The following is a 23,962-nucleotide window of genomic DNA, read 5'->3' as shown; positions in this document are numbered from 1 at the left end:
GCGCGATGCGGTTCGGACGCACCTTCGAGGAGTTCGAGGTCGGCGCGGTCTACCAGCACTGGCCCGGCAAGACGGTCACGGAGTACGACGACCATCTCTTCTGTCTGCTCACCATGAACCATCACCCACTGCATCTGGACGCGCACTACGCGGAACGGACGACGGATTTCGGAAAGAACGTCGTCGTCGGCAACTACGTGTACTCGCTGCTGCTGGGAATGTCGGTGCCGGACGTCTCCGGCAAGGCCATCGCCAATCTGGAGGTGGAGTCGCTGCGGCACATCGCGCCGACCTTCCACGGCGACACGCTCTACGGCGAGACGACGGTCCTGGACAAGACGCCGTCGCGGTCCAAGAGCGACCGCGGAATCGTCCAGGTCGAGACGCGGGGCTATACGCAGGAGGGCACCGTGGTGTGCGTGTTCCGCCGCAAGGTAATGGTCCCGACCGAGTCCTACGTGAAGGAGCGCGGCGGAGAGCAGCCCGGCCGCCCGCGGCCGAAATCCGTACCGCACTCAGCGCCGAAGTCCACGCCGAAGTCCGGGGAGAAGTGAGATGAGCCGACTCGCGCAGACCGCCGGGCTGACCGATATTCAACGGGAGATCCTTTCGACGGTAAGAGACTTTGTCGACAAGGAGATCCTGCCGGTCGCCACGGAACTGGAACACCGCGACGAATATCCGACCGCGATTGTCGAGGGGCTTCGGGAACTCGGGCTGTTCGGGCTGATGATCCCGGAGGAATACGGCGGGCTCGGCGAGTCCCTGCTCACCTACGCGCTCTGCGTGGAGGAGATCGCGCGCGGCTGGATGTCCGTCTCCGGCATCGTCAACACACATTTCATCGTGGCGTATCTCCTCAAGCGGTACGGCACCCGGGAACAGAAGGACACCTTCCTGCCGCGCATGGCGGAGGGCGAGGTGCGCGGCGCCTTCTCGATGTCGGAGCCGGCGCTCGGCTCGGACGTCTCGGCGATCACGTCCAAGGGCGTCAGGGACGGGGACGTGTACGTGCTGAACGGCCAGAAGATGTGGCTGACCAACGGCGGCACGTCCCATCTGGTCGCGGTGCTGTGCCGGAGCGAGGAGGGCCACCCGCAGGACGCCCCCGCGCACCGGTCGATGACGACGTTCCTGGTGGAGAAGGAGCCCGGCTTCGGCGAGGTGCGGCCCGGCCTCACCATCCCCGGGAAGATCGACAAGATGGGGTACAAGGGCGTCGACACCACCGAGCTGGTGATGGACGGACTTCGCATTCCGGCCGATCGGGTACTCGGCGGCACCACGGGACGAGGGTTTTACCAAATGATGGACGGTGTCGAGATCGGCCGGGTGAATGTCGCGGCGCGCGGCTGCGGGGTCGCCCAGCGCGCCTTCGAACTCGGCGTCTCATATGCCCAGCAACGCCACACCTTCGGAAAGCCGATCGCCCAGCACCAGGCGATCCAGTTCAAGCTGGCGGAGATGGCTACCAAAGTCGAGGCCGCCCATGCGATGATGGTCAACGCGGCACGCAAAAAGGACTCGGGGGAACGAAACGACCTGGAGGCAGGGATGGCGAAGTACCTCGCCTCCGAATACTGCAAGGAAGTCGTCGAGGACGCCTTCCGTATCCACGGCGGTTACGGGTTCTCCAAGGAGTACGAGATCGAGCGCCTCTACCGCGAGGCGCCGATGCTGCTGATCGGCGAGGGTACCGCCGAGATTCAGAAAATGATCATCGGCCGCCGACTGCTGGAGGAGTACCGATTCCAGGGTTAATTATCGCCTTTGAACCGATTTGACGGCGAAGAAGATCACACCACACCGGCCCGTGTCGCATGCTTCCAGCCGCCCGACTCGGGTGCTGGCTTGCTCAGTTCGGGCGCACAACCAGTACCATCGCTGGAAAGCCGCCGTCCCCCGTTGCCAGCGCGGCATCATCCGCTACGAAGGTCATCCATGCCCCACAGCCAAACCTCTGCACCCAGCGGCCGGGTCCGCATCGCACGCGGAGCATCGCCGTGGCTCCTGCCGACCGTCACGGCCGCCGCGATCGGCCTGGCCCGCGCACGCCGTTCCAAGCGCGCGGCAGCTTTCGCCGTGCCCGCCACCGCGCTCGCGGCGGGCATGCTGTGGTTCTTCAGAGACCCGGAGCGCGAGATCACGCAGGGCCGGGTCATCTCCCCGGCCGACGGAGTGGTGCAGAGCATCATGCCGTGGAAGGACGGGCGCACTCGGGTCGCCATCTTCATGAGCCCGCTGAACGTGCACGTCAACCGCGCTCCCCTCGCGGGAACCGTGACCTCCGTGGAGCACATCCCCGGCGGCTTCGTTCCGGCGTTCAACAAGGAGAGCGAGAACAACGAGCGCGTTGTCTGGCACTTCGACACCGAGCTGGGCGACATCGAGATGGTGCAGATCGCGGGCGCCGTCGCCCGGCGCATCGTCCCGTACCTGCCCCAGGGGACCAAGGTGGAACAGGGCGAGCGCATCGGCCTGATCCGGTTCGGCTCGCGCGTCGACATCTACCTTCCGGAAGGTGTCGATGTCGCTGTCGAGGTCGGTCAGACCACGACCGCAGGGGTGACTCGAATTGACCGTGATTGATCCCGACACACAGACGGACTGGGTGGCCGAGGCGGAGGCCAAGGTAGCCGAGGCGGAGGCCGAGGTCGACGAGATGCCGCTCTCGCTGCGGCTGTCGATAGCGGACACGCTCACGCTCGGTAACGCCACCTGCGGCTTCATGGCCGTCTACTTCACCACGACCGGCATCCTCATCCCGCACCTCACGGGCAGCGACGAGAGCGGCATGGCGCGGCACTCCGCCGCGACGGCCGTGATCCTCATGCTCGCCGCGGCCGTCTTCGACCTGTTCGACGGGATCGTGGCGCGCAAGCTGCGCAGCTCCCCGATGGGCGCGGAGCTGGACAACCTCTCGGACCTGATCAGCTTCGGTCTCGCACCGGCCTATTTCGTACTGGTGTACGGAATGGTCGCGGACGACGCCCATCAACGGGTGTCGGCGCTCGCGGCGATCGTGGTGCTGCTCGCCGTGGTGCTCAGGCTGGCCAGATTCTCCTGCGTGACGCTGAAGGACGGCATGTTCCAGGGCATGCCGAGCCCCTTCGGCGCGCTCACGGTCATCTCGATCGTGCTCCTTGAGCTGCCCTTCGTCCCGACCCTCCTGGCGATCATCGGCGTGGCATGGCTGATGGTGAGCCGGGTCGAGTACCCCAAGCCGCGCGGGGTGCTCGCGGTCGCGATGCTCAGCTGGATCGTCGCCGCGATGGGGCTGCTGGCGGCCTGGGCGTTCGACGCGCCGGGCGGTCAGCTGCTGCTCCAGACCGGCTGTGCGCTCCAGGTGGTGACCGGCGCGGTGATTCCGCTGTCCGCGACGGCAAGGGCGGTACGGCGGCGCGGCGGTACGGCGATCGGGTCAGATCAGGAAGTCGCGCGCGATGTCGGCCGCGAGACGCTCCAGCAGCGGGCCCGCCTCGGCGATGCACACGGCCGGGTCAGGCTCCAGCCCGCTGAGGGGGTACGCGCGGCGGATGCCCGCGCGGCCGAGCGCCTCCGGGGGCAGGCTCAGCCGCCCGCAGACCGCGATGACCTCGATGTTCCGGGCGCGGGCCGCCGCCGCGACGCCCGCCGGGGCCTTGCCGTGCAGCGTCTGCTCGTCCAGTGAGCCCTCGCCGGTGATGACGAGGGTGGCCCCGGCCAGCGCCCGGGTGAAGCCCAGGACGTCGAGCATCACCTCGATGCCGGGCCGGAAGCGCGCGCCGAGGCCGACCAGCGCGCCGTAGCCGATGCCGCCCGCCGCGCCCGCGCCGGGGGCGTACGCGAGATGCGCGGCGCGGGGCCCGACGGCCGCTTCCAGCGCCTTGGCGTACCGGGTGAGCGCCGCGTCGAGCGTGGCGACGTCCTCGGGGGTGGCGCCCTTCTGCGGTCCGTAGACGGCGGGGGCGCCCTTGGGGCCGGTCAGCGGATTGTCGACATCGCTGGCGAGCACGATGTCGGCGTCGGCGAGACGCGGGTCGAGCCCGGAGAGGTCCGCGGTGGCCAGCTCCAGCAGCCCGCCGCCGCCCGGGGCCACGGGCTGCCCGTCGGCGTCCAGGAAACGGGCGCCGAGCGCGCTGAGCATCCCCGCGCCGCCGTCGGTGGTGGCGCTGCCGCCGACCCCGAAGACGAGGGAGCGGGCGCCCGCGTCGAGAGCGGCGCCCAGCAGCTCGCCCGAGCCGTACGTGGTCGCCGTGAGGGGCGCGAAGACCCCCTCCGGGAGGTGCTGGAGGCCGGACGCCTCCGCCATCTCCACGACGGCCGTGCCGTCGCGCAGCGCGTAGGCGGCCGTCACCGTGTCGCCGAGCGGCCCGGTGACACGCACCTCGCGCCGTTCGAATCCGGCGGCCACGGCCGCGGCGACCGTGCCGTCGCCGCCGTCGGCGACGGGCAGCGTCTCGACGGGCACCCCGGGGGCGACCGAGTGGAGACCGGCCGTGACCCGCTGTGCGACCTCCACGGCCGTGAGTGAGCCCTTGAACTTGTCCGCCGCGATCAGTACGCGGGCGGAACCGCCGACCGTCTCTACCGCTCCGTCCGTCACCTTTGCATCCCTCGCTGTCGACCAGGTGTCGCGCCGGTCCCGACCCTATCCGCACGGCGCGGGGATGCCCATCGCCGAGAGCACGGACCCTCCGTCAGGAACGGCCTGGGCCTGTCCGACGAAGAGCGCCGTCCGCCAGCGGGGCAGGGCTCGCGGCGTCTGCTGGACCTACTGGGGCGACTCCGGCAGCGCGGCGAGTGCGCGTGCGTGCCCGACGTTGCCGACCCCGTCCTACGGGCAGACCGAGCTACTTCGCGGACACTCCTTTAGCACACTCCGATCAGGGACATTCGCCTGGGTAAGGCGCGGTCCTGTGGCCCGGATACTCTTCGGGTGTGACGGACACCGATACCCACCAGCCCCCCGCCCCCGCTCCCGCCCACGCGTCCGACGCCGAAGCCGAAGCCGCCGCGTACGCCGCGTACATCGCCTCGCTGCCCCGCGTCCTCGCGGGCGCCGCCGTGCTCCTGCGGGACGGTGCGGGCCGCGTACTGATCGTCGAGCCCAACTACCGGGAGGGCTGGGCGCTGCCCGGCGGGACCATCGAGTCCGACGACGGCGAGACCCCGCGCGAAGGCGCGCGGCGCGAGACGCTGGAGGAGATCGGCCTCGACATCGAGCCGGGCAGGCTGCTGACCGTGGACTGGGTGCAGGGGGAGAACCGGCCGCCGGTCGCCTCGTACCTCTACGACGGCGGGGTGCTGAGCGAGGAGCGGCTCGCGGCGATCGTCGTCCAGGAGGACGAGCTGCTGTCGTGGCGCCTGGTGGGGCGCGCCGAGGTCCCCGCGTATCTGCCCGGCTCGCTCGGGCGGCGGGTGCTGATCGCGCTCGACGCGCTGGAACCGGGCGCGGGCACGGGCACGGTGGAGCTGGAGAACGGCCACCGCGTCTGACGGAAACGGGCCGGTCCCGGGCGGAGTTGACTTTCAGGCAGCGTGAACGCCGACAATCGCCGCCATGGACAGCACTACGGACAACACCGCGCACGGGACCGACGGCACGGGCGGTACGAGTGGCACGGGCGGTACAGGCGCAACGGGCGGCGCGACGCGCGGCACCCTCGTCGATCTCACCCTCGGGGCACCGCCCGAACTGCTGAGCATCGGCGCCTTCGCCCGGCGCGTCGGTCTCACCCCCAGCGCCCTGCGCTTCTACGACGACTGCCGCGTCCTGGCGCCCGCCCGGGTGGACGCCGTCACCGGCTACCGCTCCTACAGCCCCGACCAGGCGATCCGCGCCAATATGCTGCGAAGCCTGCGGGAGGCCGGACTTCCGCTCGCGGACGTCACGGTCGTCCTCGACGGCGAGGTGGCCGAGGCGCGCGCCGTACTGGAGCGGCACCGCGCCACCGTACGGCAGCGCGGCAGCGCGGCCGACGCCGCGATCGCGGCCGTGCTGCGCGCCATGCCGGGCCCGGACTGCCCCGCCGCCGGGGACGGCACGGCCCCGGGCACCACCCGGGTGCGGCTCGGCGGGGCCGAACTGGCGAGCGCGATACGGCAGGTCGTCCCGGCGGCCGGCACGGACCCGGCGCTCCCGGTCCTCGGCCGCGTCCTCGTCGAGATCGACCCGGACGAGGTACGGCTCGTGGCGACCGACCGCTACCGCATGGCGATACGGGGCCTGAAGCCGGTGATGACGGTGGAGGGGCCGGCGCGTCCCCTGCTGGTGGCGGCGGAACGGCTGACGGAGATCGGTGCCTGGGCGGCGCGGTGCGCGGCGGTGACCCTGGAAGCGGGGCCCGACGGCGCGCGAGCCCGGGACACGGACGGTACGGAGGTGCGTGAACTTCCGCTCTTCGAGGGCGAGTTCCCTTCCTACCGCGAGATGCTCAGGGAGCTGACGCCGCACCGGCACCGGGTGATCGTGGACCGGGCGGCGCTGCTGACCGCCCTCGGCGCCCTCGGTGACGCCCCGGGCGTCGCGCTGGCCCTCGGCCCGGACGAGGTGACCGTCGCGCTGCCCGACGGCTCCGGGGCCACCCGGCTGGAGGCGGCCCGTACGGACGGCCGGGCGCTGCGGATCGGCTTCGGTCCCGCCGTGCTCGGCGCCGCGCTGGAGACGAGCGTCGGCCCCGATGTCCTGCTGGAGATCGCCACCGCGACCGAACCGGTCGTGGTGCGCTCGGCGGACCAGGGCGGCTTCACCACCCTGGTGATGCCCGTCGCCCTGCCGGAGCGGACGGGCTGATCGACATGGCCGAGGACCTGGACACCGGGAACCCCGTCGTACGGCTGTGCGCCCGCGGCATGGCCGCCGAGACGGAGGGCAGGACGGACGAGGCGCGCGCGCTGTTCCTGCGGGCGTGGGGGGCGGCGGAGGACGACTACGACGCGTGCGTCGCCGCGCACTACGTGGCCCGTCATCAGCGGACCGGGTGGGAGACACCGCGCTGGAACCAGGTGTGCCCGGACCGTGCGGACCGGGTGGGAGACGACCGCGTACGCGGCTTCTGCGCGTCCCTGCACGGCGCCATGGGCCGCGCCCACCTCGAACTCGGCGCGCCGGGCCCGGCGCGTCAGCACTTCCTGCAGGCGGCCCAGCGGCCGGCCGACGTACCGCAGGGCCCGTACGGCGACTGGCTGCGGCTGTGCGTGGCCAGGGGGCTGCGGGACTCCGGGACTCCGGGACTCCGGGACTCCGGGACTCCGGGGAGACGGCGGCGAGCACGGCGGCCGACGATCCGGTCCGCTCCCGCTGACGCGGCGGTGCGCGCGGGCCGATCTCGACGCGCTCGGGCTGCTCCTGCCCGCGTATCTGGGCGGCCTCGGCCGTCCCGGGGACGCGGCACGTCTCGCCACCGTCCTGCGGATGCTCCACGCGGAGCGGCGCCTGCCCGGGGAGGAACAGCGCGCGCGGACGGACGCCATCACGCTCCGCGCCGCCCGGCCCCGGGGGCCGGGCGAGCCGTGAGCGCCTTTCCCCACGGGTGAGTTGATGGACCGTCGGGGGCACGCCGGGCCGTTCACACCGCGTTGGTCCCCCGTGCACGCGGGGGCGGCATCATCCTGGAGTCCCCCACGACTCGCGGAGGCCCCGATGCGCACGCGATCCAGCAGACCGAGGAACCGTCAGGCGTCCGACACCTCGACGCGCGCCCTGACGCGTCGCACCCGAACGAGTGGCTCCCGCACCGGCGGCTCCCGGGCGCGTGGCTGGACGGCCGCCGTCCTGCGCGCGTCCGGGGCCGTCGTACCGGCCGTGCTGACCGCGGTGATACTGGCGGGCGGGGGCGGGCCCAGGACCGCGCCCGCCGACGGCGTCGCCCGTGCGGGCGCCGCGAGCGTGGCGACCGCGGCGGCCGTCGCGACCGCCGCCACCGCCACGCCCGTCGCGCCCGTCACGCCCGTCTCCACCGCACGGAAGCTCCCGCCGCTGCCCGCGTCCGTGGACGGCGGCGCCTGGCCGTCCGGTCATCTGCAGGGCATGGCCGTCGACCGGCGCGCCGGGCACCTGTACTTCTCCTTCACCAACCTGCTGGTCAAGACGGATCTGCGCGGCACACCCCTCGGCTCCGTCACCGGCTTCACCGGCCATCTCGGCGACCTGGACTTCGACGAACGCGACGGCCGGGTCTACGGCTCCCTCGAATACAAGGCGGCGAAGGCGTTCTACATCGCCGTCTTCGACGGGGCCCGTATCACCCGGATGAACATGGACGCGGCCGACACGGGTGTGGTCTCCACCGTCCATCTCCGCGAGGTCGTGGAGGACTACACGGCCGACATGGACGGGAACGGCGTCTTCGACGGCGACACCGCCGCCACCCCCGACCACCGCTACGGCTGCAGCGGCATCGACGGGGTCGCCTTCGGCCCGGCCCTGGACGGCACGGGCGGCGAGCGGCTCACCGTCGCGTACGGCGTCTACGCCCACACCGCCCGCGAGGACAACGACCACCAGGTACTGCTCCAGTACGACGTGAAGCGGTGGAAGAAGTACGAGCGCCCGCTGACCGAGCGGGCCCCGCACACCAGCGGCCCGGCCGCCCCCGACGGCAAGTACTTCGTGTACACCGGCAACACCACCTACGGCACGCAGAACCTGGAGTACGACCGGCACACCGGCAACTGGCTGCTCGCCGTCTACAAGGGCACCAAGCCGCGCTTCCCCCACTACGCGCTCTTCGTCCTGGACGGTGCGAGGCGCCCTGTCGACGGCGTCGTCCGGGGCCAGCCCGCGCCCGAGCGCGGCCCACTGCTGTCGCTCCTGCCGCAGGGGCTGCACGACGCCGGGACCGGGCTGTACGGCTGGGAGTCGGCGGGGCAGTACGGGCTGGTCTCGCTCGACGACGGGCGCTACTACGTCGCCGAGACCGGCACGGTACGGGTCGACGGGGTCACCCTCCAGACGGGTCGCGCGGTGCTGCACCGCTGGACGGGGCGGACCCCGAACCCCTTCTCCGCCGTCGGCGCGTCACGAACCAGCCGACCCGGCCGCTGATGACCAGCAGGGCCATCAGCGCGACCACTCCGTGGCCGGGGAAGAGGTAACCGGCCGGGACAGCGAGCAGCATCGCGACGAGATCGAGCCAGAGTTCGGGGTCCTCGGGCCGGGGACCGGCTCCGGCGTCGAGCCCGTGGTGGCGCGCCGTCCAGCGGATCAGCAGCAGCGCTCCCATCGCGACGGCGTTGACCCCGGCGTAGACGGCGATCACGATCCCGGCCTCACTGCCGTAGGCGCCCAGCAGGTTGGAGGCGAACGGCAGCGCGCTCACCGCGAGGAGGAGGATCATCGTGCGCCGTACGAGCGCCGGGTGGGTGACGCGCACGCCGCGCATCTCCGCGTGGTGGCGGCGCCAGTAGACGGAGGTCACGTAGAAGCTCAGCAGAAAGGCCAGGTAGTGCGAGCCCTGCGCGGCGAGCGCGTGGCGCAGGGCGCCCTCGGTGGGGTGCTCGCCCAGCTCGGGCACGCCCAGGTCGAGCGCGAGCAGGGTCATGGCGATCGCGAAGACCGCGTCGGAGAGACCGAACAGCCGTCCCGTCGAGCGTTCGCCCACCGCTTCGTCGGGCGGTGTGCTGAGGGTGCTCATGCGTCGCGTCCCTGGAGTGTGCCTGTGCCGTGGGGAGTCACAACGTAGAACACCGACGGCGCGGGACCGGCGACCCGGGACGGCGGTTCACGCACGGGTGTGCCCGGCCGGACGCGGGGGTGCCTCCGGACGCGGGGGTGCCCGGCCGGGTCCTCGAACGGATCCGGCCGGACGGCTGCGTGGGCCGCGTTCAGAAGAGCGTCGCGGTCTCCGGTCCCGCGGTGCCCGCCGACTCGAAGGCCAGCAGCCGCTGCTTCCGGTCGAGCCCGCCGCCGTAACCGGTGAGGCTGCCGGTCGAACCGATCACCCGGTGGCAGGGCACGATGACGCTGACCGGGTTCCTGCCGTTGGCCAGCCCCACCGCGCGCGAGGCGCCGGGCCTGCCGAGGGCCTCGGCGAGTTCGCCGTAGGAGCGGGTCTCGCCGTACGGGATCTTCTCCAGCTCCGCCCAGACCTCGCGCTGGAAGGGGGTGCCCGCCATCCGCAGCGGCAGGTCGAACTCCGTCAGCTCTCCGTCGAAATAGGCGCCGAGCTGCCGTGCCGCCTCGGTGAAAGGACCGGGATCGGGGACACCGAAGGTCTCCTGGGGCGGGCGGTGGCGGTGCTCCGTCATGTAGAGGCCGCTCAGGGCGCCGTCGGTGGCGACGAGGGTCAGCGGGCCGTAGGGGCTGTCGATCACCGTGTGGACGACCCGGGCCGTGTCCGCGGTGCGCGGGATGGTGGTCATGGGGAGTCTCCTTTCCTGGTGGGGGCTATACGGGCAGGCGGTTGACGGCGTGGTCCTCGGTGGCCCACAGGTACTGGACGGCGTACGCGCGCCACGGTCGCCAGCCCGCCGCGCGCGCGGTGAGCGCGGCGGGGGTGGCCGGCAGGCCCAGGCCCTGGGCGGCCCGGCGCATGCCGAGATCGGTGGGGAGGAAGGCGTCGGGGTCGCCCAGCCCGCGCATCGCGATCACCTCGACCGTCCACGGCCCGAATCCGGGCAGCTCGGCCAGCTGGGCGCGCGCCTGTTCCCAGTCGCTGTCGGCTCCCAGCCGCAGCGATCCTTCGGCGAGGGCGGCGACGAGGGTGGTGAGCGTGGTGCGCCGGGTGCGCGGCAGGGCCAGCGCGCCGGGATCGAGCGAGGCCAGTGCGGCGGGGGCGGGGAAGAGATGGGTGAGCCCGCCCTCGGGGTCCTCGACGGGCACCCCGTGCGCGGTCACCAGCCGCGCCGCGTGCGTCCGGGCGGCGGCGGTGGAGACCTGCTGGCCGAGTACGGCGCGCACGGCGAACTCCGCGGCGTCGACGGTACGGGGCACTCGCCGCCCCGGGGCCTTGTCGACCAGTGGCGCCAGCTCGGGGTCGGCCCGCAGCTGCTCGTCCACGGCGACGGGGTCGGCGTCCAGGTCGAGCAGGCGGCGGCAGCTGCTGATGGCGAGGGTGAGATCGCGCGGGTCGGTGAGCGAGAGCCGGCAGGCGATGTGGTCGGGGCGCGGGGTGAGCGCGGCGATGCCGTGTCCGTACGGCAGCGTGAGCGTGCGCCGGTAGGCGCCCGCGCGCCACTCCTCGACGCCCGGTACCGCGGTGGCGACGAGGTGACCGAAGAGCTTGTCCGGGGTGAGCGGCGCGCGGAACGGCAGGCGCAGCGAGATGACCCCTCGGGGGGAGTCGGCGGTGCGGGAGGCGCGGGACGCGGCGCGGCTCCGCAGCTCGCTCGGGGACTGGGCGAAGACCTCACGCACGGTGTCGTTGAAGGCGCGGATGGAGGCGAATCCCGCCGCGAAGGCGACATCCGCCATCGGCAGCGCGGTCGTCTCGATGAGCAGCCTGGCGGTCTGCGCCCGCTGCGCGCGGGCCAGGGCGAGCGGTCCGGCGCCCAGCTCGGCCAGGAGCTGGCGCTCGATCTGCCGCGCGGAGTAACCGAGCCGTCCGGCGAGCCCGGGGACGCCCTCGCGGTCCACCACCCCGTCGTGGATGAGCCGCATGGCGCGGGCGACGGTGTCGGCGCGGGCGTTCCACTCCGGCGATCCGGGGCTGGTGTCGGGCCGGCACCGCTTGCAGGCGCGGAACCCGGCCTGCTGGCAGGCGGCGGCGCTCGGGTAGAACGTCATGTTCTCGGCCTTGGGCGGTACGGCCGGGCAGCTGGGCCGGCAGTAGATCCCGGTGGTCAGGACGGCCGTGAAGAACCAGCCGTCGAACCTCGCGTCGTTGGATCTGACGGCCCGTACACAGCGTTCGGTGTCGGTGTGCATGGCTCCATCATCCAGCACCGGCACCGTCTCGACTGGCGAGAAAACGACATGGCCCTTCGGCCTGCCGGGCGGCCGTCAGCTCCGCGGGCCGAGCGGGGGCGGGGTGTGCCCGTACCGAGGAGGGCCGGTCGTGCGGTACGCCCCGGGCGGGATCGGAGGTTCCGGTCGGTGAGACCGCCACCACGCTCCCCCGCACGGCGTCCCACACCGCGACGTCTTCGCTCAGACGTGCGGAGGGTGGGGCACCCCCCGGCGGCCGTCGGGGGGCCGCACCGCGTCACCCCCGGGGCTCAGAGCCTGTCGGGTGACCTCTGATCGGGCGGCCACGCCCTGGCCCGCACGCTTCCCGCGTTGCCGAAATGCCCTAGTAGCTCCGCTACGAGGACACTCCGGCGCCTTGGAATCGCACGCACCAGACCGCGTCCGCTTTCCGATCGAAGGTCACCCGACAGGCTCTCAGACCTGGCGCAGCCGCCGCCACACCTCCTTCGCCGCGTTGTGCCCCGACATGCCGTGCACCCCGGGGCCCGGCGGGGTCGCCGAGGAGCAGAGGAAGACGGCGGGGTGGGAGGTGGTGTACGGCGAGAGGGAGAGTTTGGAGCGCAGCAGGAGCTGGAGTCCGGAGGCGGCGCCGCAGGCGATGTCGCCGCCGATGTAGTTGGGGTTGCGCTCGGCCAGTTCGCGCGGGCCCGCCGTGGCGCGGGCCAGGACGCGGTCGCGGAAGCCCGGGGCGAAGCGCTCGATCTGGCGCTCCATCGACGTGGTGAAGTCGCCCTGCCAGCCGTTGGGGACATGGCCGTAGGCCCAGAAGACGTGCTTGCCCTCCGGCGCGCGCGACGGGTCGACCAGGCTGGGCTGCGCGGTGATCAGGAACGGGGTGTCGGGCGGCTGCCCGCCCGACGCCCGGCGCAGCGCCGTCCCGATCTCCCGGCTGCTGGGGCCGATCTGTACGGTGCCCGCCCGGCGCGGCTCCTCGGCCGTCCAGGGCACCGGCCCGTCCAGCGCGTAATCGATCTTGAAGACGCTCGCGCCGTAGCGGTAGCCGTCGTAGGCGCGGCCGAGACCGGCGATCCGCGCGAGGGCGGTCGGGGAGGTGTCGAAGACGTACGCGCGGGCGGGCGGCAGGTCGTCGAGGCGCTTGACCTCGTATCCGGTGTGGACGGTGCCGCCGAGGGCGCGCAGATACGCGGCGAGGGCGTCGGAGATCGACTGGGAGCCGCCGCGCGGCATCGGCCAGCCGTTCGCGTGCGCGGCGAGCGCGAAGACCAGTCCGACGGCGCCGGTGGCGAAGCCGCCCAGCGGGGCGATGACATGGGCGACGAGTCCGGCGAACAGCGCCCTGGCGCGGTCGTCGCGGAAGCGGCGCATCAGCCAGGTCGAGGGCGGCAGTCCGACGAGTCCGAACCGGGCGAGGGTGAGGGGGTCGCGCGGCAGCGCGGTCAGCGGCAGGGACATGAAGTCCGCCGCGAAGGAGTCCCACTTGCCGAGGAACGGGGCGACGAGGCGCCGGTACGCCCCCGCGTCGCGCGGGCCGAACGAGGCGGCCGTCTCGGCGACGGAGCGCGACAGCACCGCCGCCGTACCGTCGTCGAAGGGGTGGGCCATGGGCAACTCGGGGTGCAGCCAGTCCAGTCCGTACTCCGCGAGCGGCATGGTCCGGAAGACCGGCGAGCCGATGCCCAGCGGATGGACGGCCGAGCACGGGTCGTGCCGGAATCCGGGCAGGGTCAGCTCCTCGGTCCGCGCCCCGCCGCCCACCGTCTCCTTGGCCTCGAACACGGACACGGAGAACCCGCGCCTGGCCAGCTCGACGGCGGCGGTCAGCCCATTGGGCCCCGCCCCCACGACGACCGCATCGAGCATCGACGTCACCTTCGGCTCCTCTGTCAGCTCTGTCGGTCACCTACCGCCGACCCCAGGATATTCCCGGGCACCGACAGCCCGGGGGCGGGTACGGTCCCCGGCCATGAGCACACGAGCGGACCGCCCGGCGGAGGCGTCCATGGAGCACGTGATCGGGGCGATGGCGGCGCGGCTGACCGGGGTGCGGGGCGTACGCGCCGTGGCCCTCGGCGGCAGCCGCGCCCGGGGCACAGAGCGCCCCGGTTCCGACTGGGACCTGGGCGTCTACTACCGGGGGGCGCCGGACGTAAGGGCGTTGACCGCGCTGGCGGCGGAGGTGACCGGCGGTGGGCCGGTGGAGGTCGCGGGTCCCGGCGGCTGGGGGCCCTGGGTGAACGGCGGCGCCTGGCTGACCGTCAACGGCGTCGCGGTGGACTGGATCCTGCGCGATCTCGACCGGGTGGAGGGGGTCTGGGCGGACTGCCGGGAGGGCCGGTACGAGGTGGGGATCCAGCCCGGTCATCCGCTGGGCTTCTGGTCGCCCGCGTACGCCGGGGAGGTCGCGCTCTGCCGCGTACTGGCCGATCCGCACGGCGAGTTGACGCGTCTGCGGGAGGAGAGCGCGCACTACCCGGAGCCGCTGCGCGCGGCGTTGACCGGCGCGGTGTGGGAGGCGGGGTTCTCGGTGGCCGCCGCCCGCAAGACGCTGGGACGCGACGGCGGCGCGACCGGCGAGGGGGGCGGGGGCGACGGCGACGGTCAGGGCGAGGGCGAGGGCGAGGGCGACGACGCGCTGTATGTGGCGCTGTGTCTGTCCCGGGCCTTCGGTGTCCTCGTCCAGTGTCTGCACGCCCATCACCGGACGTGGTGCCTCAACGAGAAGGGCGCGACGGCCGCCGCGGCGGCCCTCCCGCACACCCCGCCGGAGTTCGCCCGGCGCGTCGCGGCGGCGCTCCGCGCACCGGCCGCGCGGGCGGTGGCGGAGGCGGAAGCGCTGGTGCGGGAGGTACGGGCGGTGCTGGAGCGGGGACCGGAGGCGGGGGCCTCGTCGGGCACCGGGCCGCAGACGGGCGGCTGACGGGCGGCTGACGGCCGGGGGCGACCGGGGGCGACCGGCGGCGGGCACGGGTCCCGCGACGCGACCCCGGGGCGGGGTATCACGTACCGCACGTGATCTACTACCCTGCGTCACCGCGCCTCGTCGTCCGACGAGGCATCCGCATGTGAAGGGACGCGTTCAGTGAACCGTATGCGCACGCTCCTGGCCGGGCTGGGCATCACCGCCCTCCTGGCCATGGCGCCCGCCGCCCACGCGGCTCCCCAGGAGCAGCCGGTGGAGAGGGGCCGGGCCGTGGCGACCGCCCCGGCCGCCCCCGCCGCGATCCCGCTCCCGCCCCGGCACGAGCCGTGCACCGGGGAGTTCCGGGACGACGCGCGGCTCGGCCCCGAGTACCTGCCGGACCGGTGGCAGAAGCCGGTCGGCCCGCTGCTGAAGGGCTATCACAGGACCGGGCACCTGTCGCCCGCGGCCTTCCTGAAGAAGTACTGGGAGGGGCCCGCCGATTCGGGCAGCTGGAAGTACCCGCCGAACGACGGGTTCGCCGACGTGAACGGTGTGCCGGACAAGAACGTCACCGTGCTGCGCGCCGGTGAGCGGCTGGACCGGTTCGGCTCCGAGTTCGGCTCCTACCTGGCGCCGGCCGGTGACGCGTACGCCCAGCGCGCGCTGCCGCCGCAGAACCTCAACACCCGGGACGCGGCGTTCCCCTGCGACTACCACGTCTACCAGGTCGTCAAGCCGTTCACCGTGTGGCAGGGCGGCATCGCCCCGTGGTTCGAGCAGCCGGGCCGGGGTCAGCAGATCAAGCTCGACCCGGTGTTCCTGGACCCGGGTCCGGGTGAGCGGCTGAGTGTGAAGTGGCTGCTGGACCAGGGCTATCTCGTGCCGTCCGGCGCGTAGCGTCACCGCCATGGACCGCCACACGCTGCGGGCCGCGCTGAGCGCGGCCGGGGTACCCGACGGCTACTACCGCATCGAGGGGGTCCATGAACCGGTCCCCACGCCCCCCGACTTCCTGTTCCTGCGCAGGGCCGGGGACGGGGCGTGGGAGACCGGTGCCTACGAGCGGGGGGTGTACGAGGTCGTCGCCCGCGACCCGGGCGAGGGCGCGGCCTGCGAGCGGCTGCTCCGGCTGCTCACCTGAGGTCCGGCTCCCGCGTGCTCCCCCGGCCGGTCCCCCGGCGGTCCGGCGCCGCGTCCGCCCGCGCGTCACCGCGTCCCCGCGTCCCGGCGTCCCGGCGTCCCGCTCAACCGGCGTGCCGCGCCGCCCCGGCCCGCAGCCGGTCCCGTACCCGCCGCGCGGTGCGCTCGTCCCGGGCCGCCGTGAACGGGAGCACGTTGCCGCCTGCGATGCGGTACGGCTCGCCCGCCAGCGTCGTCTGCGCGCCGCCCGCCTCCGTCACCAGCAGCAGTCCCGCCGCGTGGTCCCAGGCCAGCTCCCAGTTGAAGGCCACCGCGTCGAGCGCGCCGCGCGCCACGGACAGGTACTCAAGACCCGCGGAACCGCAGGGGCGGGCCTCGATGTCAGGACAGTCCAGACCCAGCAGGGCGTTCTTCTGCGCCTGCGAGGTGTAGTCCGGGTGCGAGTGCGCGACGCGCAGCGTCACGCCGGGCTCGGGGGCGCCGGAGCGCAGCGGGACGCCGTCGAGGACGGCGCCCTTGCCCCGTACGGCGATCGCCATCGTGTCCAGCGCCGCCGCGAAGGTCCAGGAGGCCAGCAGCTCGCCCTCCTGCGCGAGCGCGACCAGCGTGCAGAAACCGGGCTCGCCGCGTACGAACTGACGGGTGCCGTCCACCGGGTCCACGATCCACACGGGCGCGTCGCCGCGCAGCGCGTCGTAGACCGCCGGGTCCTCGTGGACGGCCTCCTCGCCGACCACCACCGAGCCGGGCAGCAGCTCGGTGAGGGCGGCCGTGAGGTGTTCCTCGGCGAGCCGGTCGGCGACGGTCACCAGATCGTGCGGGCCGCTCTTCTCCACGATCTCGTGCGCGGCCAGCTGCCGGAAGCGCGGCATGATCTCGGCCGCCGCCGCGGCGCGCACCGCCGCCTCGACGGCGGCCACGCCGGGCCCTTCGGCGGGGCCGTCGGCCGGGCCGCGCAGGGGAACCGTTCCGAACACAGAGTCATCGATCATGTGCCCAGCCAATCACGCCGCCGTGCCGGGCGGCGGGGCGCACCGGGTGACCGGTCAGCGTCCTACGGCGTAACCCTGCATGCCGCGCGGGTTGGCGGCGGCGGAGAGGACACCCGTGGCCGGGTCGCGGGCGACCGCGCACAGCCGCCCCTCCGACCAGGGCGGGCCGACGGTCACGTCGTGGCCTCGGCGGCGCAGCTCCGCGATCACGTCCGGATCCGTACCCTCCTCGACGGTCACGGATCCCGGGCGCGTACCGCGCGGGTGGAAGGAGCCGGGGAAGCTGTCGTTGTGCCAGTTGGGCGCGTCGACGGCGCCCTGGAGGTCGAGTCCGCCGCGTACCGGGGGCCGCAGGGCGAGCGCCAGGAGGAAGTGGGTCTGCCACTGGTCCTGCTGGTCGCCGCCCGGGGTGCCGAACGCCAGCACCGGCTCTCCGTCGCGCAGGGCGAGGGAGGGGCTGAGGGTGGTGCGGGGGCGGCGGCCCGGGGTCAGGGAGTTCGGCAGACCGGGGTCGAGCCACGCCATCTGGAGCCGGGTGCCGAGAGGGAAGCCCAGTTCGGGCACGACGGGGTTGGACTGGAGCCAGCCGCCGCTGGGGGTGGCGGAGACCATGTTGCCCCAGCGGTCGACGATGTCGACGTGGCAGGTGTCGCCCCGGGTGCCGCCGTCGCCCGCCACGGTCGGCTCGCCCGCGCCGGGGAGCACCGGCGCGGGCGCGGTGGACCGGCCCGAGGCGGCGGCGCGGACGTGCGCGCTGAGCGCGGGCGCGCGCCCGTCGGGGCTGCCCGGCCGCAGTTCGTACGAGGCGCGCTCGCCGATCAGGGCGCGCCGCGCGGTGTTGTACGGCGCGGAGAGCAGCGTGTCGAGGGGGACGTCGGCGGCGTCCCCGTACCAGCCCTCCCGGTCGGCCATCGCGAGCTTGCAGCCCTCGATGAGCCGGTGGACGTAGGCGCCTGAGCCGTAGGGCGGCAGGTCGGCGGCGCGCGGCGGCAGAAGCGCCAACTGCTGGAGCAGGACGGGCCCCTGGCTCCAGCCGCCCGGTTTGCAGAGCGTCCAGCCGTCCCAGTCGTGGGTGACGGGCGCCTCGTACGTGGCGGACCAGCCGGCCAGGTCGACGGCCGTGAGGGTGCCGGTGTGCCGGGAGCCGCTGGTGTCCATGGTCGGCCGGCCGGACTGCGCGAGCAGCGCCTCGGCGACGAAGCCCGTGCGCCATATCTCCCTGGCGGCCTCGATCTGGCCCACCCGGTCGTCCCCGCCGCGCCGCTCGGCCTCGGCGGTCAGCCGACGCCAGGTCGCGGCGAGGGCGGGGTTGCGCAGCAGCGTCCCGGGCTCGGGCGCGCGACCGCCGGGCAGATACACGGCGGCGGACGAGGTCCACTCCGTCTCGAACAGCGCGCGCACCGTCTCGACGGTCTCGCCGATCCGTTCGACGGGCGGGTGGCCGTCCTCGGCGTATCCGACCGCGTAGCGCAGTACGTGGGCGAGGGGCCGCGTGCCGTGGTCGCGCAGGAGCACCATCCAGGCGTCGAACGCCCCGGGCACGGCGGCGGCCAGCGGGCCGGTACCGGGGACGAGGTCCAGGCCGAGGGACCGGTAGTGCGCGATGCTCGCCCCGGCGGGCGCGGTGCCCTGCCCGCACAGCACGCGCACCTCTCCCCCGGCGGGCGCCAGCACGATGGGCACCTCTCCGGCCGGGCCGTTCAGATGCGGCTCCACGACATGCAGCACGAATCCGGCGGCCACGGCGGCGTCGTAGGCGTTGCCCCCGTCCTCCAGGACGGCCATGGCGCACTGCGAGGCGAGCCAGTGGGTGGACGACACCATGCCGAAGGTGCCCTGGAGGGTGGGGCGGGTGGTGAACATACGGCCTCTCAGGTCGCGGTCCGCGCGGACCGGCCACGCCCGTCCGGGTCCTGCGCGGTGTGTTCCCCGTCCGGTGCGGCGTACTCCTCGTACGCGCCGTCGGCCGCGTCGCGCAGGCGTTGCCAGCGGGCGTGCAGCCGCGCGTAGCGGGCCGCGCGGGCGGGGTCGGGTTCGACGGTACGTGTGGTGCTGAGGAGGCGTGCGCGCAGGGCGTCCGCGCCGTGGTCGCTCCCGGAGCCGCGCAGCGCCAGGGCGGCGGCTCCGAGCAGGGTGACGTCGGGCTCGGCGCAGACCAGTAGCGGCCGGTCCAGGACGTCGGCGCGCAGCCGCGCCACGTGGGCGCTGCGTGAGGAGCCGCCGGCCAGGGCGACCGGCAGACCGCCCGAGGGGTCGAGGCGGTCGATTCCCTGGCGCACGGTGAACGCCGCCGCCTCCTGGGCCGCCCGGAGCAGGCAGGCGGCGTCGTGTTCGGGGCGCTGGCCGAGCAGCGCGCCGCGGCTGCCGGGCCGCCAGTCGGGGAAGCGGGCACCGGTCATGCTCGGCACAACGGTGAGGCCGTGGGCGCCGGGAGGCACCGCGGCGAGTTCCTCGTCCTCCACCGTGCCGACCAGGGAGCGCCACCGCGCGACGGCGCCTCCGGTGAGCCCGGTCGCCCCGCCCGCGACGAACCGCCCGGTCAGGACGGAGGGGTTGAGCACGGCGCCGTCCGGTGGGTCGTCGGAGCCGGGAAGGAGGCGGCCGACGACGTCGGTGGTGCCGGCGATGTCGGCGATGACGTCCTCGTTCTCGCCGAGGAGCAGTCCGATGCCGACGGAGCCGTCGGGTCCGCCCGCGACGACGGGGAGTCCGACCGGCAGGCCCGTGGCGCGGGCGGCTTCCTCGGTGAGCGCGCCGACCACGGCCGACGGCTCCGACTGGGGCGGCAGCAGCGCGGGGTCCAGCCCCGTCCGGGCGAGCAGGCCGAGGTTCCACTCGCGGCGGCGCACGTCGGAGGCGAGGGTGTAGGCGGCGCTGATGGTGTCGGTGGTGAGACGGCCGGTGAGGCGCGCGAGGACGAAGTCCTTGGGGGACAGCAGGGCGTGCACCCTCGCCGTGCGCGACGCCTCCATTTCCAGCAGGTGGGCGAGGGCGCCGCCCGTCAGCGCGGGACGGCCCGCCGCGTGCAGCAGTCGCCGCACCGTGTCCGCGCCGAGCGCGGCGAGCCGCGGGATGCCCCGGGAGTCCGCCCAGCCGCTGCCGGGGCCCACGGGCCGGAGGTCGGCGTCGACGGCGACCGTCCCGATGTGGGCGGCCACGGCCAGCGCGGCGGGGGCCGACCGCCCGGAAGACCGCCCGGAAGCCTGCCCGGACACCCCCGCGAGCGCCGCGCGCACGTCGCGGTCCAGCTCCATGGCGTCGAAGCTGTCGCCGCCCAGCCCCGATCCGCGGACGACGCGCTCGTGCGCGAGGACTCTTCCCTCGGCGTCGACCACGGCGGCCCTGACAGCCGATGTGCCGATGTCGACGGCGACGACACCGGCGCTCATTCGGCGTCGATCCGCAGCAGGAACGGGAAGCCCGGCAGGGTCCAGCTCGTGGTGAACTCGACGATCTCGCCCCGCGACCCGTAGGTGGTGCGGTGCACCTCCAGGGCCGCGCCGCCCGGATCGGTGCCGAGCGGCGCCGCCTGTTCCGCGGTGAGCACGGTGGCCGCCATGGACTGGTCGGCGTGGCGCAGCTCGACGCCGAAGCGTTCGGTCAGCGTGCGGTACAGGGAGTCGTTGAGCAGCGGTTCGCGGCACAGCGAGGGGGCGACCGCGTAGGGCACCCACGCGTCCTGCAGGGCGGCGGGTGCGCCGCCGATGAGACGCACCCGGGTGAGGTGGTTGGCCGTGTCGCCCTCGGCGCAGCCGAAGACCTCCGCCACCTCGGCGGGCGCGGCGGCGCTCTCGCAGCGGATCACCCGCGAGGACGCCTCGCCCCCGGTGCCGGAGATCTCGTCGGCGAAGGAGCGCAGACGGTTGAGCCGCCGCCCGCGTTCGGAGGGCTCGCTGACGTACGTACCGCTGCCCTGCCGCCGCACGACGAAGCCGTGCGAGTCGAGCTGGTCCAGCGCCTGACGCACGGTCATACGGCTGACGCCGTACTGCCGGGCGAGTTCGGTCTCGCTCGGGAGCCGGGTGCCGGGCATCAGGATGCCGGAGCGGATCTGTGAGACGAGGTCGTCGTGGATGACCTGGTACCTGGGGGCGCGCGACATGACTCAGATCGCTCCTGACGCGCGCAGCCCGGCCATGTCCTGTGCGGACAGGCCGAGGATGTGCTGGTAGACGTAGGCGTTGTCCTCGCCGACCCGGGGCGGGGCCTTACGGACCATGGGCGGGGTCTTCTCCATCTTGATCGGGTTGCCGGGCATCCGGATGGTGCCGAGTTCGGGGTGCTCGGCTTCGACGACCATGTCACGGGCGGCGATCTGCGGTGACGCGGCGACCTCCGCCACCGAGGCGACCTTCGCGTAGGGGATGCCCGCCTCGTCGAGCGCCCGTTCGATGGATTCCACCGTACGCCCCGCGGTCCAGGCGCCGATCTCGCCCTCCAGGTACTCCTGCTCCGCCATCCGGCCCTCGACGGTCGCGAACCGCGGATCGCCGGCCAGGTCGGGCCGTTCCATCACGGCGCAGAGCTTCGGGAACAGCGAGGCGGTGCCCGCCTGGATGTAAAGGGGGCCGTCGGCGGCCTCGTAGACGTTGACCGGGGCCGTCAGCAGGTCCCGCGAGCCGCTGCGGGGCATGTCCTGACCGAGCATCAGCTGCGACATCAGGCGGATGCCGAGCGCGGAGAACATGGTGTCGAAGGAGGCGATGTCGACGAGCTGTCCCTCGCCGGTGCGTTCGCGGTGCAGGAACGCCATCAGGGCCCCGATGGCGCCCTGGTAGCCGGTGGTGTAGTCGGCGATGTAGGTGCCGCTGAGCGTCGGTTTGCCGTCGGGCTCCCCCGTCATGCTCATCAGCCCGGAGGACGCCTGGGAGATGGCGTCGAACAGGGCACGGCGCGAGTCGGGGCCGGTCTGGCCGAAGCCGGAGATCGACACCAGGATGATGTCCGGGTTGAGTTCCTTCATCCGCTCGTAGCCGATGCCCATCTTTTCGATGGTCCCCGGGCGGTAGTTCTCCACGACGATATCGGCCCACGCGATGAGCCGTTCGAGGATCCCGAGCGCCTCGGGGTGGCGGGTGTCCAGAGCGGCGTCGTACTTGTTGCGGTGGTAGAGGAACATGTAGATGCTCTCGTCCCGGTGGTACGGGCCGTGATGGCGGGAGTCCTCCCCGTCCGGCCGTTCCATCTTGACCACCTCGGCCCCGAAGTCGGCCAGTATCTGGGTGCAGAGCGGCCCGGCGATGAAGCGCGACAGGTCGAGCACCCGCACGCCGTCGAGCGGTCCCGGAGTCTCGTTCGGCTTCGTTGCTGTCATGTGCTTCCCCTACCTCTTGCGCGCCGTGAACGACGGGAACGTCCAGGCGTTGACGTCGCGGTCGATCGGCACGTCGAGCACCACGGGCGTGCCCGCCGCGAAGGCTTCGGCCACACGTCGGCGGAGCGTGGACAGGTCGGTGACGACCTCGCCGTCGACCCCCATCGCGCGGGCGGCCATCCCGAAGTCGACCGTACCGAAGTCGACACCGGTCGTGCGGCCGTCGAAGTGCAGTTCCTGTTCCTGCCGGATGTTGCCGTAGCTGGAGTCGTTGAGGACGACGACACAGACGTTGCCGCCCGTGCGCGCCAGTGTCTCGATCTCGCCCAGGCTCATGCCGAGGGAGCCGTCGCCGATCAGCGCGAGGACCGGGCGCGCCGGGTCGATCAGCGACGCCGCGATCGCGGAGGGGAGGGCGAAGCCCATGTTCCCGAACCCGACGGGCTTGATGTAGCTGGCCGGCCGCTGGATCTCCCAGAGGAACGACCAGACACCGGGGTTGCCCGCGTCCGGGATCAGTACGGTCTCCTCGGGTGCCACCTCGCGCAGCGTACGGACGATGTCGGCCGGGGAGAGGGGTCCCTCGGCGGTGGCGTCGGCCACCTCGGTGCCCTGCCACCACGCGTCGCGCGCCTTGGCCAGCGAGGCGATCCACCCGGCGCGCCCCTCCCTGGCCGCGGCCGCGTACCCGGTGGCCGCGGTGGCCAGGTCCCGGGCGAAGGAGCCCAGGTCGCTCACCACGCCCTGGGTGATCTCGGAGTAGTAGCGCCCGATCATCGCCGGTTCCACGTCGACCTGGATCACCTCGGGCAGGGCCCGCCGCCAGCGCGTGGTGGAGACGGCGTTGAGGCTGTTGCCCAGCGCGAGTACGAGGTCGGCGTCGTCCAGGACGTCGCCGGCGAGCGCGGTGCCCATGCGGGTGACGGCGCCGAACACCAGGGGATGCGTGGTCGGTACGGATCCGATGCCGTTGAAGGTCGTGACGACCGGGATGGCGAGCGCGTCGGCGAGCGCCAGGACGTCCTCGCTCGCCCGCGCCCGGTTGCCGCCGTTGCCCAGCCAGATGACCGGCCGTTCGGCTCGTGCGAGCCGTTCGGCGACCCTGGCCAGCGCGGCGGGGTTGGCGGAGGGGCGTTCGCTCACCCAGGCGCGGCTCGGATGGACGGCGGGCACCGTCGGCGGGTCCGTGATCAGCCCCTCGATGGTGTCGCGGGCGAAGTCGAGGTGCACGGGACCGGGGTTGCCGGTGACCGCGTTGACGTGGGCCTCCTCCATCGCCTGCTTGATCGAGGAGGCGTGCGCCACCAGCCGGGAGTACTTCACCAGCGGCTTGAACAGCGCGACGTGGTCGGCGTTCTGGGCGTCGTCCTTGTGGATGTTCTCGCCGTTGTTGTTGCAGGTCAGTACGTAACCGGGGCTGGAGTCGCGGTAGGCGCCGCCCACGCCGGTCAGCAGGTTGGTCGCGCCGGGGCCCGTGGTGGCGATGCAGGCCGCGGGCTTGCCGGTGAGCCGGCCGTAGGCGTCCATCATGACCGCCGCGGCGTTCTCGTGCCGGGTGTGGACGAGCTGGATGCCGGGAGTGTCGATGATCGCGTCGGTGATGGCGAGGGTCTGGCCGCCCACGACGCCGAAGACGTACTCGACGCCCAGGGAGGTCAGCATGTCGACGACGAGCTGGCCGCCGGTCTTGGAAGTACTCATCTGCGAGGATCCGCTCTCTGTAGGGGTGTGCGGTCGGACGGGGGTACGGGTACGGCCGGCGG

20 protein-coding genes and 1 pseudogene are annotated in these 23,962 nt (G+C 73.3%); 10 read left to right on the top strand and 11 right to left on the bottom strand.

Annotated elements, in window-relative coordinates; translation table 11 throughout:
- The first annotated feature begins 5 nt into the window (after positions 1-5).
- From DVH02_RS04190 to pssA, 4 genes and pseudogenes are all read left to right on the top strand, one after another.
- Positions 6-554, top strand: coding sequence for a MaoC family dehydratase (locus DVH02_RS04190; RefSeq protein WP_114622319.1), 549 nt, complete (start codon positions 6-8; stop codon positions 552-554).
- A gap of 1 nt (position 555) precedes the next feature.
- Positions 556-1,761, top strand: a complete 1,206-nt coding sequence (locus DVH02_RS04185; protein ID WP_114622303.1) for an acyl-CoA dehydrogenase family protein — start codon at positions 556-558, stop codon at positions 1,759-1,761.
- Positions 1,762-1,941: 180 nt separating this feature from the next.
- Positions 1,942-2,589, top strand: coding sequence for a phosphatidylserine decarboxylase (locus DVH02_RS04180; RefSeq protein ID WP_114622302.1), 648 nt, complete (start codon positions 1,942-1,944; stop codon positions 2,587-2,589).
- Positions 2,576-3,394 (top strand): annotated as a pseudogene (gene pssA, locus DVH02_RS04175) (CDP-diacylglycerol--serine O-phosphatidyltransferase); the annotation flags it as partial. The gene DVH02_RS04180 and the pseudogene pssA, both read left to right, overlap by 14 nt.
- 27 nt (positions 3,395-3,421) lie before the next feature.
- On the opposite strand, the gene DVH02_RS04170 reads toward pssA, so the two are convergent.
- Complete coding sequence (locus tag DVH02_RS04170; RefSeq protein ID WP_114622301.1) at positions 3,422-4,585, bottom strand: glycerate kinase; 1,164 nt, start codon at positions 4,583-4,585, stop codon at positions 3,422-3,424.
- Between the two features lie 425 nt (positions 4,586-5,010).
- Between DVH02_RS04170 and DVH02_RS04165 the strand changes: the two genes are divergently transcribed.
- The 3 genes from DVH02_RS04165 to DVH02_RS04150 all read left to right on the top strand — a co-directional run bounded on the left by DVH02_RS04165 (position 5,011) and on the right by DVH02_RS04150 (position 9,028).
- Complete coding sequence (locus DVH02_RS04165; RefSeq protein WP_233518032.1) at positions 5,011-5,478, top strand: NUDIX domain-containing protein; 468 nt, start codon at positions 5,011-5,013, stop codon at positions 5,476-5,478.
- 64 nt (positions 5,479-5,542) lie between these two features.
- Entirely contained in the window at positions 5,543-6,775 is a 1,233-nt protein-coding gene (locus DVH02_RS04160) for a DNA polymerase III subunit beta family protein (RefSeq protein WP_114622299.1), read from the top strand.
- An 849-nt stretch (positions 6,776-7,624) separates the two neighbouring features.
- Complete coding sequence (locus DVH02_RS04150) at positions 7,625-9,028, top strand: hypothetical protein (protein ID WP_233518027.1); 1,404 nt, start codon at positions 7,625-7,627, stop codon at positions 9,026-9,028.
- On the opposite strand, the gene DVH02_RS04145 is transcribed toward DVH02_RS04150, so the two are convergent.
- From DVH02_RS04145 to DVH02_RS04130, 4 genes are all read right to left on the bottom strand, one after another.
- Positions 8,925-9,617 carry a TMEM175 family protein gene (locus DVH02_RS04145; RefSeq protein ID WP_114622298.1) on the bottom strand — a complete coding sequence of 231 codons (693 nt, stop codon included), beginning with the start codon at positions 9,615-9,617 and terminating at the stop codon, positions 8,925-8,927. The genes DVH02_RS04150 and DVH02_RS04145 overlap by 104 nt on opposite strands.
- A gap of 190 nt (positions 9,618-9,807) precedes the next feature.
- On the bottom strand, positions 9,808-10,344 hold the full coding sequence (locus tag DVH02_RS04140; protein ID WP_114622297.1) for a methylated-DNA--[protein]-cysteine S-methyltransferase: 537 nt from the start codon (positions 10,342-10,344) through the stop codon (positions 9,808-9,810).
- Between the two features lie 25 nt (positions 10,345-10,369).
- The gene (locus DVH02_RS04135; protein WP_114622296.1) at positions 10,370-11,848 is read right to left on the bottom strand and encodes an AlkA N-terminal domain-containing protein; all 1,479 of its coding nucleotides are present in this window, start codon (positions 11,846-11,848) and stop codon (positions 10,370-10,372) included.
- A 456-nt stretch (positions 11,849-12,304) separates the two neighbouring features.
- Positions 12,305-13,720 (bottom strand): phytoene desaturase family protein, encoded by a 1,416-nt coding sequence (locus DVH02_RS04130; protein ID WP_114622295.1) that lies wholly within the window; start codon positions 13,718-13,720, stop codon positions 12,305-12,307.
- Between the two features lie 130 nt (positions 13,721-13,850).
- On the opposite strand from DVH02_RS04130, the gene DVH02_RS04125 reads away from it, so the two are divergent.
- From DVH02_RS04125 to DVH02_RS04115, 3 genes are all read left to right on the top strand, one after another.
- Positions 13,851-14,768, top strand: coding sequence for a nucleotidyltransferase domain-containing protein (locus tag DVH02_RS04125; protein WP_114622294.1), 918 nt, complete (start codon positions 13,851-13,853; stop codon positions 14,766-14,768).
- Positions 14,769-14,930: 162 nt separating this feature from the next.
- Positions 14,931-15,650: a TNT domain-containing protein gene (locus tag DVH02_RS04120; RefSeq protein WP_114622293.1), complete on the top strand. Its 720-nt coding sequence runs from the start codon at positions 14,931-14,933 to the stop codon at positions 15,648-15,650.
- A gap of 10 nt (positions 15,651-15,660) precedes the next feature.
- The gene (locus tag DVH02_RS04115; protein WP_114622292.1) at positions 15,661-15,894 is read left to right on the top strand and encodes a hypothetical protein; all 234 of its coding nucleotides are present in this window, start codon (positions 15,661-15,663) and stop codon (positions 15,892-15,894) included.
- A gap of 103 nt (positions 15,895-15,997) precedes the next feature.
- Here the strand turns inward: DVH02_RS04115 and DVH02_RS04110 are convergent, their stop codons facing one another.
- From DVH02_RS04110 to DVH02_RS04085, 6 genes are read right to left on the bottom strand one after another with little or no spacing between them, the layout of a single operon-like run.
- Positions 15,998-16,885, bottom strand: a complete 888-nt coding sequence (locus tag DVH02_RS04110) for an inositol monophosphatase family protein (RefSeq protein ID WP_114622291.1) — start codon at positions 16,883-16,885, stop codon at positions 15,998-16,000.
- A gap of 54 nt (positions 16,886-16,939) precedes the next feature.
- Positions 16,940-18,748, bottom strand: a complete 1,809-nt coding sequence (locus DVH02_RS04105) for a gamma-glutamyltransferase family protein (RefSeq protein ID WP_114622290.1) — start codon at positions 18,746-18,748, stop codon at positions 16,940-16,942.
- An 8-nt stretch (positions 18,749-18,756) separates the two neighbouring features.
- The gene (locus tag DVH02_RS04100) at positions 18,757-20,274 is read right to left on the bottom strand and encodes a xylulokinase (protein ID WP_114622289.1); all 1,518 of its coding nucleotides are present in this window, start codon (positions 20,272-20,274) and stop codon (positions 18,757-18,759) included.
- Positions 20,271-20,987, bottom strand: a complete 717-nt coding sequence (locus DVH02_RS04095) for a GntR family transcriptional regulator (protein WP_114622288.1) — start codon at positions 20,985-20,987, stop codon at positions 20,271-20,273. Before DVH02_RS04095 ends, DVH02_RS04100 begins: the two co-directional genes overlap by 4 nt.
- 3 nt (positions 20,988-20,990) lie before the next feature.
- Positions 20,991-22,199 carry a CaiB/BaiF CoA transferase family protein gene (locus tag DVH02_RS04090; RefSeq protein WP_114622287.1) on the bottom strand — a complete coding sequence of 403 codons (1,209 nt, stop codon included), beginning with the start codon at positions 22,197-22,199 and terminating at the stop codon, positions 20,991-20,993.
- Positions 22,200-22,208: 9 nt separating this feature from the next.
- Positions 22,209-23,900 (bottom strand): thiamine pyrophosphate-binding protein, encoded by a 1,692-nt coding sequence (locus DVH02_RS04085; RefSeq protein WP_114622286.1) that lies wholly within the window; start codon positions 23,898-23,900, stop codon positions 22,209-22,211.
- Positions 23,901-23,962 lie beyond the last annotated feature (62 nt).

Origin of the sequence: Streptomyces corynorhini (assembly GCF_003346515.1) — a bacterium.
Classification (GTDB): Bacteria; Actinomycetota; Actinomycetes; order Streptomycetales; family Streptomycetaceae; genus Streptomyces; species Streptomyces corynorhini.
This window is presented reverse-complemented; position numbering and strand designations above follow the sequence as displayed.